This window comes from Streptacidiphilus jeojiensis, from assembly GCF_042510965.1.
In the GTDB taxonomy this organism is placed as follows: domain Bacteria; phylum Actinomycetota; class Actinomycetes; order Streptomycetales; family Streptomycetaceae; genus Streptacidiphilus; species Streptacidiphilus jeojiensis.
The window spans coordinates 332213-347755 of sequence record NZ_JBEUKS010000005.1 but is presented as its reverse complement, the minus strand read 5'-3'; the positions used below and the strand labels follow the sequence as shown (position 1 = coordinate 347755).

The window sequence follows — 15543 nt, the reverse complement described above, 5'->3', positions numbered from 1 at the left end:
CCTCGAAGTGCGGGGACGGGTGTCGGGACGACGCCGTGGGATGGCGGGTGTCAGTCAGGATCCGATCACATTCAGCACCCTTATGGTGACAAAAAGTAATAGATGATGGATAGGAGCAAATGGGTGGATTCTTCTCGAAGCCGCAACCAAGCACCCCGCTGAGCTGCGCATTGGCCTTCCCGAGCTGATGCTGTCCGCCGCTCCGGCCCGGTTATGTGCGGCGCGCTGGATGTTCGCCCGTTCGGGTGTCGGCAGCCCGGAATCCGACCGCATCGTGGGACGCGGGGAGGGGCGTGCGGAGCGCCCGGACCCGGCAGAATGGCGTCGCTCGCACTGTCGTGCGTGCGGGTCCGGAGCGACGACCGAGGAGAAGCGGAATGAACGAGTCTGTGGACGGTGGCACTGCCGACGGCGGCGCGGTCGACCCCGAGCTGGTCGAGCTGGCCGCGCGGGTCTTCGACGCGGCCAGAGCGGGGGACGCCCCCGCACTGGCGGCCTACGTGGACGCCGGAGCCCCCGCCGACCTCTGCAACGACCGGGGCGACACCCTGGTGATGCTCGCCGCCTACCACGGCCATGCCGAGGCGGTGCGGACCCTGCTGGAGCGGGGCGCGGACGCCAACCGTGCCAACGACCGCGGGCAGACCCCGCTGGCCGGTGCCGTGTTCAAGGGCGAGGACGCGGTGATAGAGGCGCTGCTGGCCGGCGGAGCCGATCCGCACGCGGGACAGCCCTCGGCCGCCGCCACCGCCGAGATGTTCGGACGCACGGCCCTGGTGGAGCGGTTCACAGCGCTCTGAGCGGCCCGATTACCATTTCCGAATGGACATTCGAGCCGTGGGCTACGCCCATCCCGACGCCCAGCGCCTCATCGCGGAGGTCCAGCAGGAGTACGTGCGACGCTACGGCGACGTCGACCTGAGCCCGGTCGACCCGGCCCAGTTCGACCCGCCGCAGGGCCTGTTCGCGGTGGTGTACGACGCCGACGGCACCCCGGTGGGGACGGGGGCCTGGCGGGCCCGCGAGGCCGGCGAGCCCGGTCTCGCGGACGGCGACGCCGAGCTCAAGCGGATGTACACGGTGCCCTCCGCCCGGGGGCGCGGGCTGGCCAGGGCCATGCTGCGGTTCCTGGAGCAGGAGGCCGGCCGGGCCGGTCGGCTGCGGCTGGTCCTGGAGACCGGCACCGAGCAGCCCGAGGCGCTGGCGCTCTACGCCTCCGAGGGCTACCTGCCCACGGAGAAGTTCGGCTTCTACCGGGACAGCCCGCTGAGCGTCTGCCTGGCCAAGCCGATCGCCGTGGCGGCGGTGCCGGCAGCGTCGTAGCGCGTCCGGAGGTACGACGCCGCGCGCGGGCGGCCGGGTCCCAGCAGACTGGGGAGAAATCCACCCGTCCCCGGAAAGGCCGTTCCATGCACCTCATCGACCGCAAGGACCTCGGACTGCTGGTGCTGCGCCTGGGCACCGGCGGCGTGCTCTTCGCCCACGGCTCGCAGAAGCTGCTCGGCTGGTTCGGCGGCGGCGGGATCGAGGGCACCTCCAAGGCCATGGAGCACATGGGCTTCACCCCCGGACGGCCGAGTGCGATCGCGGCCGGTCTGGGCGAGGCCGGCGGCGGCGCGCTGCTGGCGCTGGGCCTGTCCACCCCCGCTGCGGGGGCGGCCGCGGCCGGGGCGATGGCGGGGGCGGTGGCCGTGCACGCCCCCGCGGGCTTCTTCGCCCACGGCGGCGGCTACGAGTACCCGGCCTTCCTCGGCTTCGTGGCGGCCGGGCTGGGACTGGCCGGTCCGGGGCGCTACTCGGTGGACCACCTCACCCGGCACCGGCTGGACCGCTCGGTGACCGTCCTGCTGGCCTTCGCCGCCAGCGCGACCGCGGCCGCCGCGGTGGTCAACCGCCGCACCGCGGCCGTCGCCGCCGCGGCCCCGGCGCAGGAGACGCCGCAGGAGGCGTCCCAGGAGGCGTCCCAGGAGGAGCCGACCGAGCCGGAGGGGCCGACCGGTGTGGCATGATCGTCGGCGGCTGGGGAGCTGACGCTGGGGAACAGGTGTGTCCATGGGGCGGTTCGGCGATTCGCCGATGTGGTTCGAGCGGCCGGCGCGGCGCTGGGTCGAGGGCTTCCCGGTGGGGAACGGCCGGCTCGGCGCCATGGTGTGGGGGGAGCCCGGCGGGTGCCGCTGGTCCGTCAACGAGGAGACCTTCTGGTCCGGGCCCCGGCGGGTGCAGCCGCCGCAGGTGCCGGACGGGCTGCTCGACGCGGTCAGGGCGGACCTGCGGGCCGGACGCTTCGTCGATGCCGGACGGCGGCTGCAGGCGGTGCAGGGGCGGTCGGCCGAGGCCTTCCAGCCGGTCGGCGACCTGGTTCTGAGGTTGACGGACGATCAGGGGGAGTACCACGGCCGGGAGCTGATGCTCCGTGAGGGTGTGGCCCGGGCGGGCTGGGGCCGGGTGCGGCAGGAGGTGCTGGCGAGCGTCGGCACCGGGCTGCTGCTGGTCCGGCTGGAGAGCGACGAACCCGGCGGTCTGAACGGAGAGTTGGGCTGGGACAGCCCGCAGCTGCGGCAGTCGGTCCGGCCCTGGGGCGCCGACGGGCTGGCATTGCTGCTGGCCGCGCCGTCCCGGGTCGGCCAGGACGCCCAGGGCCGGCCGCTGGTCGAGCACGAGGACCATGCGCTGCGCGCCGCCGCCCTGGCCCGGGTGCGGGTCGAGGGTGATGGCACGGTCGAACCGCAGGGGCAGCGGCTGCTGCTGCGCGGGGTCCGGGCGCTGACCCTGTTCGTCGACGCGCGCACCGGCTTCGAGGGCTGGGACCGGGATCCGGTGCGCAGCGAGGAGCAGTGCCTGGCGGCGGCCGCGGCCGGGATCGCGGCCGCCTACGCACGCCCCTGGGAGCAGCTGCGCGCCGAGCACTGCGCCGAGCACGCGGAGCGGATGGACCGGGTGCGGCTGCGGCTGGACGCCCCCGGGGACAGCGCGCTCCCGCTCGACGCCAGGCTGCACGCCCGGGCGTCCGGAGCGGTGGACGAGCAGCTCGTCCCGCTGCTGTTCGACTTCGGCCGCTACCTGCTGCTGGCCTGCTCCCGCCCCGGACCGCTGGCCCAGCCGGCCCATCTGCAGGGGCTCTGGAACGACCAGGTCACCCCGCCCTGGAACTGCGACTACACGGTCAACATCAACACCCAGATGAACTACTGGGCCGCCGAGACCGCGGCGCTGCCGGAGTGCCACGAGCCGCTGCTGCGTCTGGTCGCGGATCTCGCCGAGGCCGGCCGCGGTGTCGCCGCCGACCTCTACGGCGCGGACGGCTGGGCCTGCCACCACAACACCGACCTCTGGCGCGGCAGCTGGCCGGTCGGTGAGGGCAGCGGCGATCCGATGTGGTCGCAGTGGCCGATGGGCGGGGTCTGGCTGGCGCTGCACCTGGCCGAGCACTGGGAGTTCGGCCGCGACCAGGAGTTCCTGCGCGGCACCGGCTGGCCGGTCGCGGCGGGCGCGGCCCGGTTCGCCCTGGACCTGCTGACCGAGGACGAGGAGGGCTTCCTGGTCACCGCTCCGGCCACCTCCCCGGAGAACCGCTTCGCCACCCCCGAGGGACCCGCCTCGGTCGACCTGTCCACCACCATGGACGGGACCCTGCTGCGCGAGCTCTTCGGGTTCCTGCTGGAGTCGGCGCAGGCCGCCGGGGACGGCGCCGATCCGGACCTGCTGGAGCGGATCCGGACCGCGCTGCCGCGGCTGCGTCCGCTGCGCGCCGATGCCCGGGGCCGGCTGCTGGAGTGGCACACCGAACGGGAGGAGACCGAGCCGCACCACCGCCACCTCTCGCATCTGCTCGGCGTCCACCCGGGCCGCAGCCTCACCGCTCCGGGCCTGCGCGAGGCCGCCCGCCGCAGCCTGGAGCAGCGCGGCGACGAGAGCACCGGCTGGTCGACCGCCTGGAAGACCGCCCTGTGGGCCAGGCTCGGTGACGGTGCGTCGGCCCACCGGCTGCTCGGGGTGATGCTGCGGCCGGTGAGCGCGGACCGGGGCGAGACCGGCGGGGTGTACGAGTCGCTGCTGTGCGCCCACCCGCCGTTCCAGATCGACGGCAACCTCGGCGTGGTCGCCGGGATCGCCGAGATGCTGCTGCAGTCCCACGACGGCGCCCTCGACCTGCTACCGGCCCTGCCGCCGGCCTGGCCCTCCGGCGAGGTCCACGGACTGCGCGCCCGCGGCGGCGTCACCGTGCAACGGCTCGGCTGGAGCGACGGCGCGCCGGTCGCGATACGGCTGGTCGCGCCGCGACCGACGGCGCTGCGGCTGCGCTGGCGCGACGCCGCGGGCGCGGTGCGGGAGTCGGCGTTGACGGTGGACGGGAAGGGCCGCGACGTGGCGCTGTGAACGGCGGCGGGGCCGGACTCCCCCCGAGAGCCCGGCCCCGCCCGTTCAGTCGTTCAGTCCTGCCGTTGCGTCAGGAGGCCGTCGCCGAGTAGTTGGTGACGGCGAAGTTCTGCGCGGTGTTGCCGGTCCCGCTGATCTCGAAGCCGAACTGGACCGTGGACAGCGTGGGGTTGCTGACGTAGCCCTTGGTGTTCTGCATCCACTTCAGGATGTTGAGGATGTTCACCGTCCCCGAGGTCACGTTCGAGGAGAGCACGAACGAGTACACCGGGTTGGTGCCGTTGCTGCCGACGTAGACGGTCCAGGTCTTCCCGTCCAGGGTGAGGTTGCCGACGGAGGAGCCGAGCGGTCCCACGTCGCCGTTCTTGTCCATCCACAGCATCACCTCCACCGAGCTGCCGTTCAGCCAGATGTCGTACGCCGACTCCCAGTTGCCGGTGCTGGGCAGGGTGGTGGCGAAGGTGCTGGTGGCGCTGGACAGCGAGTTCAGCGCGGTGCCGAAGCTGCGGCTGACGTTGGCGTAGGACTTCACCCCGGAGGTCGACGGCTGGGTGGAGCTGACGCCCCAGTCGGCGTAGGAGTTGGCCCACAGGGTCTGCGAGCCGTAGCCGCTGCCCCACTCGTCGTTGTAGATGGTGTAGCTGCCGCTGGTGTACGAGGCCCACTGGTCGGAGGAGGTGTACGTCGCCGCGCTGGCGTCGGTCGCCGTCAGCATCAGCGCCGAGGCCGCCACGGCCAGGGACAGGCCGGCGCGGGCGGCGCGGCCCTTACGGCTGGTACGGGTGGTGCGGGTGGGGATGCGCATGAATTCTCCCTCGAATTCGGTCACGCGTGGGTGGGGGAAGGGGCCGCCCGCCCACCCTCAGAGGCGGACGGCCCGCCGGGACCGGGGGGAGGCACCTCCCCCGCTCCCGGAACCAGGGGTCACCCGATCAGGGTGAAGGCCGCCAGGCGCTGCTCGCCGGTCAGTACCAGGTGCAGGTCGCGCACCCCGTCCAGCTGCCGGAGCAGCGGCACCTCGACCGTGGTCCAGGCGTAGCGGCCGCCGGTGGCGGGGACCGGGACGGAGGCCAGCAGGATGCCGGAACCGGGGGCGCCGGCCCACAGCTCCAGCAGCGCCTCGCCGGGCTCGGTGCGGGAGACCTCGACCCGCAGACCGGTCGCCCCGTCCAGCGCGGTGCGCCGGAAGACCAGTTCTCCGGTGCCGCCCGGTGCGGGGGTGAGCGCGTCGCCGTCGGTGCGGTCGGCGTCCACCAGGACCAGGTCCGCGTAGTCGTCGAAGTCGGCGGCCGGGATCCGCCGGTCGACGGCCACGCGGGGCTCGGGGGCCGGGCCGCTCACGGCGAGCGGCGCGGTCAGCGCGAGGGCCTCGGCGCTGTGGCCGACCAGCAGCTCGTAGCCGCCGGGGTCGGTGGTGAAGCCGCCGCCGACCACGTCCCAGTGGGCCAGGGCCGAGGCCGGCACGGTGAAGCGCAGTTCCCTGCTCTCCCCTGCCGCCAGCCGGACCTTGGCGAAGTCGACCAGCTTCAGCCGGGGCGCCTGGTAGCGGGCGTCCAGGGCGCGGGCGTAGAGCTGGACCGTCTCGGTGCCGTCGCGCCCCCCGGTGTTGGCCAGCGTCACGCCGACCTCCACAGAGCCGTCCTGCTCCATGACCGGGGCGGACAGCCGCAGGTCGGAGTAGCCGAAGCTGGTGTAGGACAGGCCGTGGCCGAAGGGATAGAGCGGGGCGGCGCGGTGGTACTGGTAGGTCCAGCCGGCCTTGATGATGTCGTAGTCCAGCCGCCCGGGCAGCTCGTCCTCGGCCCGGTACCAGGTCTGCTGCAGCCGTCCGGCCGGCTCGGCCGAGCCCAGCAGCACCGAGGCGACGGCCCGGCCGGTCTCCTGGCCGCCGTGCGAGGTCCACACCACGGCCGGCAGCTGCTCCTCGGCCCAGTCCACGGCGTAGGGGTAGCTGCTCATCACCAGCAGCGCGGTCTGCGGCCGGGCCGCGGCGACGGCGCGCAGCAGGGCGTCCTGGGCGGGGGGCAGGGTGATGCCCTCGCGGTCCTGGGTCTCCCGGCCGTTGATGTGCGGGTCGTTGCCGAGGACGACGACCGCGGTGTCGGCGGCGGCCGCGGCGGCCACGGCCTCGGCGGTGCCGTCGCGGACGGTGCTGCGCCGCCAGCGCTCGGCCTGCTCCGGGGAGTCGGCGCTGAGCACGACCCGGCCGGTGGCCGCGTCGACGACGGCGTACCGGCCGCTGTGGATGTTGCGCAGCACCTCGGTGCCGTCCGGCTGCGGCTCCAGCCGGAAGGTCTCGTGCACGTCCCAGCCGTTGGGCTGGAGCTGGTCGGCGGCCAGGGTGCGGTCCTCGTCCTTGAGGCTGACGTAGCGTCCGGTGCGGACGTTACGCAGCGTCAGGACGCCGCTGCCCCAGTCGAACAGGTCGAACCCGGCCTCGTCGCTCTGCTCCTGGGCCTCGGTGTCGGCGGCCTGCAGCGGCCCGGAGGGGTCGAACAGCGGTGCCGCGAGCAGGGCGCCGGTGCTCACGGCGCGCAGCGCGATCCGGTCCACGCCCTCGACCAGGACCACCTCGCCGCCCTGGGCGGCCACCGCGGCGCTCAGCCCGGCGGCGACGGTGACCTGGTAGGGCATGGTGCCGCTGTACCAGTCCTCGAAGAGGGTGTCGGCCAGCGGGCCGATGACGGCGACGCGGCGGACGCCGTCCCCGGTCAGCGGCAGCAGCGGGCGCTCACCGGCGCCCCCGTTCTTGAGCAGCACGATCGACTCGGTGGCGGCGCGCAGCGCCAGCGCGCGGTGCTCGGGGGCGTCGACGACGTCCCAGCCGATGCCGGCGTAGGGGTCCAGCTGCGGGTCGAACTCGCCCAGGCGGAAGCGTATCGACAGCTGCCGCCGGACCGCAGTGTCCACGTCGTCCTCGCTGATCAGGCCGCGCCGCAGGGCCTCCTTCAGCCGTCCGAAGGTGGTCGCGGTGTCCTCGCCGTGGTCGGTGAAGCTGTCGATGCCGGCCTTGAGGGCGGCGGCGTGCGACTCGGCGTGGTCCTCGAAGTAGTGCTCGAGGTCGACCAGGTTGGAGGGGGCCTCGGCGTCGCTGACGACGAACAGCTCCTGGCCGGTCGGCTCGGCCCAGCGCCGCAGCTCCGCCTCGATCAGCGGACTGACGTGGCAGGGACGGCCGTTGACCAGGTTGTAGGCGACCATCACCCCGGTGGCCGAGCCGTTGGCGACGGCCGGGCGGAAGGCGGCGAGGTCGTACTCGTGCAGCACCCGGGGCCGCAGCCCGGAGGAGGTGGTGTAGCGGTCGTCCTCGTTGTTGTAGCCGAGGAAGTGCTTGAGGATCGGGGCGGTGCGCAGGTAGGTCGGATCGTCGCCGGCCATGCCGCGGCAGAAGGCGTCGCCGAGCCGGGCCGAGTGCACCGGGTCCTCGGAGTAGCCCTCCTCGTTGCGGCCCCAGCGCGGATCGCGCAGCAGGTTCACCACCGGGGCCCAGCCCTGCAGGCTGTTGCGGCCGGTGCCGACGACCGGCGGGCGGTGGTAGTGGAAGGCCCGCTGCTCGATCGAGGTGGCGGTGGCCACCTGGTGCACCAGCTCCTCGTCCCAGGTCGCTCCCAGACCCACGGCCTGCGGAAAGGTGGTGGCCGGGCCCAGCCAGGCGACGCCGTGCAGGGTCTCGGTGCCGGTACGGAAGGAGGCCAGGCCGAGGCGCGGTACCTCGGGGGAGTACTGGTGCAGCATCGCGACGCGCTCGTCCAGGGTGAGCCGTGACAGCAGGTCCGCGACCCGTTCACGGACCGGGAGCGCCGGGTCGCGGAAGGGGAACCGGTCGGGTGCGGCGGCGGGCAGCGGCTCGGTGGGCAGGGACGTGGAACTCACGTGGTGAACCCCTTGGGAGGTGTCTGGGAGAGGGGCGGCACGGCCGCAGTGGTGAAGCGTTTCGAAAGTGGCACGAGGCCGGGCGTGTGTCAACTGTGGTGCCCGGACTTTCTCCGGTCGGCGCGGACAGCCGGCGCACAGCTTGCTGCGAGAGCTGGGACTACGCATCTGACCTGCAGTGATGGTGAGTTGACGAAGCATTCGCAGGCCGCAGCGGTCGTCGAAAATAGGTTTGTTCAGCCCCTTGTTCAATCGGTAACGCGTCGTTAGTCTCACGGCAACGTCGAAGCGCTTCAACATCTGGCTTCGCAGACTTTTCGAGCCATCACGCATCGGACCTCAAAGGCGAAGGGCCGCCCCACCATGAGCTTCCAGATGAACCGCAGATCCCTGCTCAGCTCCGCCGCCGCGGTGGCCGGTGCGGCGGTAGCCGCCCCCCTGCTCACCGCCTGCGGCAGCAGCAGCGCCAGCAGCAAGGGCGGGACCAGTACCAAGACCGGCCTGCAGGCCGCACTGCCGAGCTATGTCGCCAACAACTCGCTCAAGGCGGACATCCCCTCGGTCAACGGCGCGGCGGGTTCGTCGACCGACCCCGGCTTCCTCAGCTACCCGGCGACCCAGACCAGGACGGTCTCCGGCGTCCCCGGCAAGGGCGGCAGCTACACCGCGGTCACCCCGCTCTGGGGCACCGTGCCCAACCCCGGCAACTCCTTCTACCAGGCCATGAACAAGGCCCTGGGCGTCACCCTGACGATGAAGCCCGCCGACGGCGTCAACTACGCCACCATCGTCCCGACCATGACGGCGGCCAAGAAGCTCCCGGACTGGATCCAGCTGCCCACCTGGTGGAACCCCAACTTCAACGTCGGCGAACTGGTCGGCACCCAGCTGGCCGACCTCACGCCGTACCTGTCCGGCGACAACATCAAGCAGTACCCCAACCTCGCCGCCATCCCCACCGGGGCCTGGGCCGACGGGGCCTGGGAGGACAAGATCTACGGCATCCCGTCCTTCTCCAGCGGCTTCGCGCTGGCCGGCACCACCTTCTTCCGCCAGGACGTCCTCGGGGCCAAGGGCATCACCGCCGACCAGGTGACCTCCGCCGACGACCTGTTCAACCTGGGCAAGGAGCTGACCAACGCCAAGGGCGGGGTCTGGGCCTTCGACGACGTCTGGACCTACCTGTTCCCCTACTTCGGGGTGCCGAACAAGTTCACCGTCACCGACGGCAAGCTGGTCCACAAGTACGACACCCCGCAGATACTGGAGGCGCTGGACTGGCACTACAAGCTGGCCAAGTCCGGCTCCATGCACCCGGACGCGCTGGCCGGCAACAACAACGACGGCAAGACCCGTTTCTACGCCGGCAAGACGCTGATCGCCGGTGACGGCATGGGCTCCTGGTCCCTCACCGACGCCCAGGCCGGGGTCGCCGCCAACAAGAACTACCGCCGGGGCGCCTTCGGGGTCTTCGCCGCGGACGGCAAGTCCACCCCCGGCGTGTTCCTCGGCACCAACACCGCCGAGGTCAGCTACTTCAACGCCAAGCTGAAGAAGGACCAGATCGAGGAGCTGCTCGCGGTCGCCAACTACCTGGCCGCCCCGTTCGGTTCGGCCGAGTACACCATGGTCAACTACGGGGTCGAGGGCACCCACTACACCATGGTCAACGGCGTGCCCACCGCCACCGACGACGGCAAGAAGTACGTCCAGCAGCAGACCTACCCCTTCCTGGCCACCTGCCGCGCGGTGATCAGCAACCCGGGCGCGGACCAGGTCACCAAGGACTACGCCGCCTGGCAGGCCGCCGCCTCCCAGCACGTGTACAAGCCGGTGTTCCTCAACATGAACATCACCGTGCCGCAGCGCTTCGCGACCGCCGACGCCGCCCAGGCCGTCGAGGACACCATCAAGGACTGCTACCACGGCATCAAGAAGGTGTCCGACGTGCAGGCCGCCATCTCCGCCTGGAAGTCCAGCGGCGGCACCCAGCTGGTGCAGTGGTACTCGGACAACGTCATGGCGAAGTACGGAACCGGGCAATAGTCGGCGGACCCGGCGGATCCGGCGGAGAGAGGAAGAGCCAGTGGCAGCAACAGTCGCCACCAAGCCCGGCAAGGGCCGGCGCAAGACAGCGGAGGACGGCACCCGACCGGTGTCCGCCAAACTGAGTTGGCGGATCAGGCTCAGGCGTGACAAGTCCCTGATCCTGATGACCCTCCCGGCTGTGGTGCTGCTGCTGGTCTTCAACTACGCACCACTGTTCGGCCTGGTCACGGCCTTCCAGTACTACGACCCGCTGGTCGGTGTCTGGCACAGCAGCTGGGCCGGCCTGGACCAGTTCCGGATGCTGTTCCAGGACCCGCTGTTCTGGGGGGCGCTGCGCAACACGCTGTTCCTCAGCCTGGTCCAGCTGGTGCTGTTCTTCCCGATCCCGGTGGTGCTGGCGCTGCTGCTCAACACCGTGATGAACGAGCGGCTGCGCAACTTCGTGCAGTCGGTGGTCTACCTGCCGCACTTCTTCTCCTGGGTGCTGACCGTCACCATCTTCCAGCAGATGCTCGGCGGCGCCGGCGTGCTCAACCAGTTCCTGCGCCAGCACAACGTGGGCACCTGGGACTTCATGACCAACCCGCACACCTTCGCGCTGCTGATCACCTCCCAGGCGGTGTGGAAGGAGGCCGGCTGGGGGATCATCGTCTTCCTGGCGGCGCTGGCCGCCATCGACAACAACCTCTACGAGGCCTCGGCCGTGGACGGCGCCGGGCGCTGGCGCCGGATGTGGCACATCACCCTGCCGGGGCTGCGCGGAGTGATCGTGCTGATGCTGGTGCTGCGCCTGGGCAACGCGCTCACCGTCGGCTTCGAGCAGTTCCTGATCCAGCGCAACGCGGTCGGCCACAGCGCCGCCGACGTGCTGGACACCTTCTCCTTCTACTACGGCATCGCCACCAACAACTACAGCTACGGTGCGGCGGCCGGGCTCTTCAAGAGCGTGATCTCACTGCTGCTGATCCTGGGTGCGAACAAGCTGGCGCACGCCTTCGGCGAGGACGGGTTGTACCGGAAATGAGCATGGCGACGACACTGCGGCTGCGCCGCAACCCCGCTGCGGCGGCCCCCACCCGCGCCCCCTGGGAGGAACCGCCCACCGCGATCGGGCAGGCCGGCAAGGGCGTGGTCCTCACCGTGGTGATCGCGGCGGTGCTGGTGCCGCTCTGGGTGGTGGTGCTGACCAGCCTGTCCACCACCGGCGCCATCGGCCGGGCCGGCGGTCTGGTGATCTGGCCGGACGGGCTCACCCTGGACGCCTACCGGCAGATGCTGACCAACGACCAGGTCACCCGGGCGCTGGTGGTCAGCCTGCTGGTCACCCTGGTCGGCACGCTGGTCTCGATGGTGGTCTCGGTGCTCTGCGCCTACGGGCTGTCCCGGTCCCGGTCGATGGGCCACCGGATCATCCTGATGGTGCTGATCCTGACCATGTTCGTGAGCGGCGGGCTGATCCCCACCTATCTGGTGGTCACCGGCCTCGGCGGCTACGGCCAGTACTGGGCGCTGATCCTGCCCAGCGCGGTGTCGGTGTTCAACATCCTGGTGCTGCGCTCCTTCTACTCCAGCACCTCGGCCGAACTGATCGACGCGGCCAAGATGGACGGGGCCGGCGACTGGCGCACCCTGTGGTCGGTGGTGCTGCCCACCTCCAAGGCGGTCACCGCGGTGATCACCCTGTTCTACGCGGTCGGCTACTGGAACTCCTTCTTCAACGTGATGCTCTACATGCCGGTGGACAGCAGCAAGTGGCCGCTGCAGTACGTGCTGCTGGAGTACGTGCAGCAGGGGATGAACATGCCCGGCTCGGTCAACAACGGCTTCGGCACCGGCCACGCGCAGACCGCGCCGCTGTCGCTGCAGATGGCCGTGGTGGTGCTGACCCTGGTGCCGATCCTGATGGTCTACCCCTTCATGCAGAAGCACTTCAGGACCGGCGTGCTCACCGGCGCCGTCAAGGGCTGAGGCCCGGATCCCGGAGCACGACCCCCGGAGCGCGACCCCGAGCCGGACCGGCCCCGCGTACCCCTCCCCAGCCGTACGACGGGGCCGGTCCCACCACACCCGGCCACACACCTGACAACCAGTCACTACGCTGCAGGAACCACACGCACAGTACGACTCGAGGGAGAGCTCCACCATGGTGACACTCGCCGAAGTGGCCAGACACGCAGGCGTCTCGTCGAGCACCGTGAGCTACGTCATCAGCGGCAAGCGCACGATCTCCGGGGCCACCCGGCAGCGGGTGGAACAGGCCATCAGCGAGCTCGGCTACCACCCCAACGCCGGGGCCCGGGCGCTCGCCGGAAAGCGCTCGCACATCATCGCCCTGGTGGTGCCGCTGCGCACCGACGTCTACGTCCCGATCATGATGGAGATCGCCATCTCGGTGACCATGGCGGCCCGCCAGTACGGCTACGACGTGCTGCTGATCACCAATGACGAGGGCCCGGAGGGGGTCCGCCGGGTCGCCGCCAGCGGCCTGGCCGACGGGGTGATCCTGATGGACGTGGAGCTGGAGGACGAGCGCATCCCGGTGCTGCGCGCGCTCAACACCCACGCCGCGCTGATCGGACTGCCGGAGGACTCCACCGGGCTGTCCTGCGTGGACCACGACTTCTTCGCGGCCGGCGCCAGCTGTGCGGACCACCTGGCCGACCTGGGCCACCGCGACGTCGCCTTCATCGGCTACGGCTCGGCCGTCTACCAGCGGCACGCCGGCTACGCCGAACGCACCCTGGCCGGCTTCCGGGACCGGGCCGCCACCCGCGGACTGCGGATCCTGCACCGCCCCTGCGAGGGCACCTACGAGAGCACCGCCGGGGCCTTCTCCCGGATCCTCGCCGACCGACCGGCCACCACCGGGTTCGTGGTCCAGAACGAGGGCGCCATCGGCCCGCTGATGAGCCTGCTGCGCACCGCGGGGCGGATCGTCCCGGAGGACGCCTCGGTGGTCGCACTGTGCCCGGAGCCGCTGGCCGAGCAGTACTCGCCCAGGCTCACCGCCGTCACCGGACCGGCCCAGGAGCTGGGCCGGCGCGCCGTCGACCTGCTGATGCAGCGGATCGACGGCAAGGAGCCCCAGGAGGTCACCCTGCTGACCCCGGTGCTCACCGTCAGGGAGAGCAGCGGCCCGGCGCCGCTGCATCTCTGACCCGTCGTCAATTCTCGTACCACCCACACCACGTATCGGAGAACCCAGCTCATGTCGCAGCACTTCCACGACCTCGGCCACGCCCTGGAGTGGCGCGCCAAGGGAGAGACCCTGCGGGTCGAGGCCTGGGGACCGGACTCGGTACGGGTGCGGGCCACCCCCGGCGGCCCGCTGCTGGAGGACCTGCCCGGCGCGCTGCTGGAGTCGGCCCCGGCCGGCGCCAAGCCGGTGATCGAGCTCTCCGAGCACAGCGCCACCCTGGTCAACGGCGCCATCACGGTCCGGATCGACGCCTTCAGCGAGGGCAAGCTCACCCCGGAGCTCGGCGCCACCGCGGGCCAGCTGACCTTCCTGCGGACCGAGGACGGCAGCGAACTGCTGGCCGAGGAGCCGGCCCACTTCTGGTGGCCCGGCGCCCGCCTCTACACCGCCACCGGCAACGGCTACCACCGCATCGAACAGCGCTTCCGGGCCCACACCGGGGAGAAGCTGTTCGGCCTGGGCCAGCACACCCACGGGATGCTGGACCAGAAGGGCGCGGTGATCGACCTGGTGCAGCGCAACGCCGAGGTCACCGTCCCGCTGCTGGTCTCCGACCGCGGCTACGGGCTGCTGTGGAACTCGCCCGCCATCGGCCGGGTCGAGCTCGCCGAGACCGGCACCCGCTGGGTCGCCGACAGCGCCCGCCAGATCGACTACTGGGTGACGGCCGGTCAGCCGGCCGAGGTGCTGGGCCACTACGCCGACGCCACCGGGCACACCCCGGTGCTGCCCGAGTGGGCGGCCGGCTTCTGGCAGTGCAAGCTGCGCTACCGCACCCAGGAGGAACTGCTGGAGGTGGCCCGCGAGTACAAGCGCCGCGGGCTGCCGCTGGACGTCATCGTCTCCGACTTCTTCCACTGGACCCACCTCGGCGAGTGGAAGTTCGACCCGGCCGAGTGGCCCGACCCGGCCGCCATGGTGCGCGAGCTGGACGAGCTCGGGGTGAAGCTGATGGTGTCGGTCTGGCCCTCGGTCAGCCCGGTCAGCGAGAACTACCACGCCATGCTGGACCAGGGCCTGTTCATCAACACCGAGTACGGCCCGGTCGCCCACGCCGACTGGCCCGACAAGGGCCTCGGCGCCTACTCGGCGCAGGTCGCCTTCTACGACGCCACCAACCCGGCCGGGCGCGCCTTCGTCTGGGACCGGATCAGGAAGAACTACCTGGACCACGGCATCAAGGTGTTCTGGCTGGACGCCTGCGAGCCCGAGCTCAAGCCCAACTTCCAGGGGAACCTGCGCTATTCGGCCGGGCCCGGGCTGGAGGTCGGCAACCTCTACCCGCGCGAGAACGCCCGCATGATCCACGACGGGATGCTCGCGTCCGGGGAGACCGAGGTGGTCTCGCTGAACCGCTCCTCCTGGGCCGGCGCCCAGCGCTACGGCGCAGCGCTGTGGTCCGGCGACATCGGCACCGACTTCGCCTCGCTGCGCACCCAGATCAAGGCCGGCCTCAATGTCGCGCTCTCCGGCATCCCCTGGTGGACCACCGACATCGGCGGCTTCCACGGCGGCGACCCGGACGACCCGGCCTACCGCGAGGTGCTGGTGCGCTGGTTCCAGTACGGCGCCTTCTGCCCGCTGTTCCGGCTGCACGGCTTCCGCGGCGCCGAGCAGAAGCTCGAACCGGCGATGACCGGCCTGCCCAACGAGGTCTGGTCGTACGGCGCGGAGGCGTACCCGATCCTGGCCTCCTACCTGCACCTGCGCGAGCGGCTGCGCCCCTACGTCATGGAGCAGATGCGGACCGCGGCGGAGACCGGCGTCCCGCCGATGCGCCCGCTGTTCCTGGAGTTCCCGGAGGACCCCGACGCCTGGACGGCGGACGACTCCTTCCTGCTCGGCCCGGACCTGCTGGTCGCCCCGGTCACCGAGGCCGGTGCCCGCTCCCGCGAGGTCCACCTGCCGGCCGGCGCCGACTGGACCTGCGCCTGGACCGGGACCGGGTACCGGGGCGGGGCGACGGTCACCGTCGACGCCCCGCTGGAGCGGATCCCGCTGTTCCTGCGGGACGGTGCGCGGCTGCCGATCGCGGAGGCCTGACG

11 protein-coding genes are annotated in these 15543 nt (G+C 71.6%); 9 read left to right on the top strand and 2 right to left on the bottom strand.

The window, feature by feature from the left end; genetic code table 11:
• Positions 1-377: 377 nt before the first annotated feature.
• From ABUW04_RS16550 to ABUW04_RS16535, 4 genes are all read left to right on the top strand, one after another.
• Positions 378-800, top strand: a complete 423-nt coding sequence (locus ABUW04_RS16550) for an ankyrin repeat domain-containing protein (RefSeq protein WP_051724814.1) — start codon at positions 378-380, stop codon at positions 798-800.
• A 22-nt stretch (positions 801-822) separates the two neighbouring features.
• Complete coding sequence (locus tag ABUW04_RS16545) at positions 823-1323, top strand: GNAT family N-acetyltransferase (RefSeq protein WP_030249130.1); 501 nt, start codon at positions 823-825, stop codon at positions 1321-1323.
• An 86-nt stretch (positions 1324-1409) separates the two neighbouring features.
• Positions 1410-2009, top strand: a complete 600-nt coding sequence (locus ABUW04_RS16540; protein ID WP_380565495.1) for a DoxX family protein — start codon at positions 1410-1412, stop codon at positions 2007-2009.
• A gap of 43 nt (positions 2010-2052) precedes the next feature.
• Complete coding sequence (locus ABUW04_RS16535) at positions 2053-4377, top strand: glycosyl hydrolase family 95 catalytic domain-containing protein (RefSeq protein ID WP_380565648.1); 2325 nt, start codon at positions 2053-2055, stop codon at positions 4375-4377.
• A gap of 70 nt (positions 4378-4447) precedes the next feature.
• Here ABUW04_RS16535 and ABUW04_RS16530 read toward each other — a convergent pair whose 3' ends face one another.
• Positions 4448-5182, bottom strand: coding sequence for a GH12 family glycosyl hydrolase domain-containing protein (locus tag ABUW04_RS16530; RefSeq protein WP_380565493.1), 735 nt, complete (start codon positions 5180-5182; stop codon positions 4448-4450).
• Between the two features lie 119 nt (positions 5183-5301).
• Entirely contained in the window at positions 5302-8250 is a 2949-nt protein-coding gene (locus ABUW04_RS16525; protein WP_380565491.1) for a glycoside hydrolase family 3 C-terminal domain-containing protein, read from the bottom strand.
• Positions 8251-8625: 375 nt separating this feature from the next.
• Here ABUW04_RS16525 and ABUW04_RS16520 point away from each other — a divergent pair, with 375 nt between their 5' ends.
• The 5 genes from ABUW04_RS16520 to ABUW04_RS16500 all read left to right on the top strand — a co-directional run bounded on the left by ABUW04_RS16520 (position 8626) and on the right by ABUW04_RS16500 (position 15541).
• On the top strand, positions 8626-10296 hold the full coding sequence (locus ABUW04_RS16520; RefSeq protein ID WP_030249150.1) for a type 2 periplasmic-binding domain-containing protein: 1671 nt from the start codon (positions 8626-8628) through the stop codon (positions 10294-10296).
• A gap of 40 nt (positions 10297-10336) precedes the next feature.
• Positions 10337-11323, top strand: coding sequence for an ABC transporter permease (locus ABUW04_RS16515; RefSeq protein WP_232241996.1), 987 nt, complete (start codon positions 10337-10339; stop codon positions 11321-11323).
• 2 nt (positions 11324-11325) lie between these two features.
• Complete coding sequence (locus tag ABUW04_RS16510; protein ID WP_198037249.1) at positions 11326-12267, top strand: carbohydrate ABC transporter permease; 942 nt, start codon at positions 11326-11328, stop codon at positions 12265-12267.
• Positions 12268-12442: 175 nt separating this feature from the next.
• On the top strand, positions 12443-13456 hold the full coding sequence (locus ABUW04_RS16505; RefSeq protein ID WP_380565489.1) for a LacI family DNA-binding transcriptional regulator: 1014 nt from the start codon (positions 12443-12445) through the stop codon (positions 13454-13456).
• Between the two features lie 51 nt (positions 13457-13507).
• Positions 13508-15541 (top strand): glycoside hydrolase family 31 protein, encoded by a 2034-nt coding sequence (locus ABUW04_RS16500; protein WP_380565487.1) that lies wholly within the window; start codon positions 13508-13510, stop codon positions 15539-15541.
• The last annotated feature ends 2 nt before the right edge of the window (positions 15542-15543 follow it).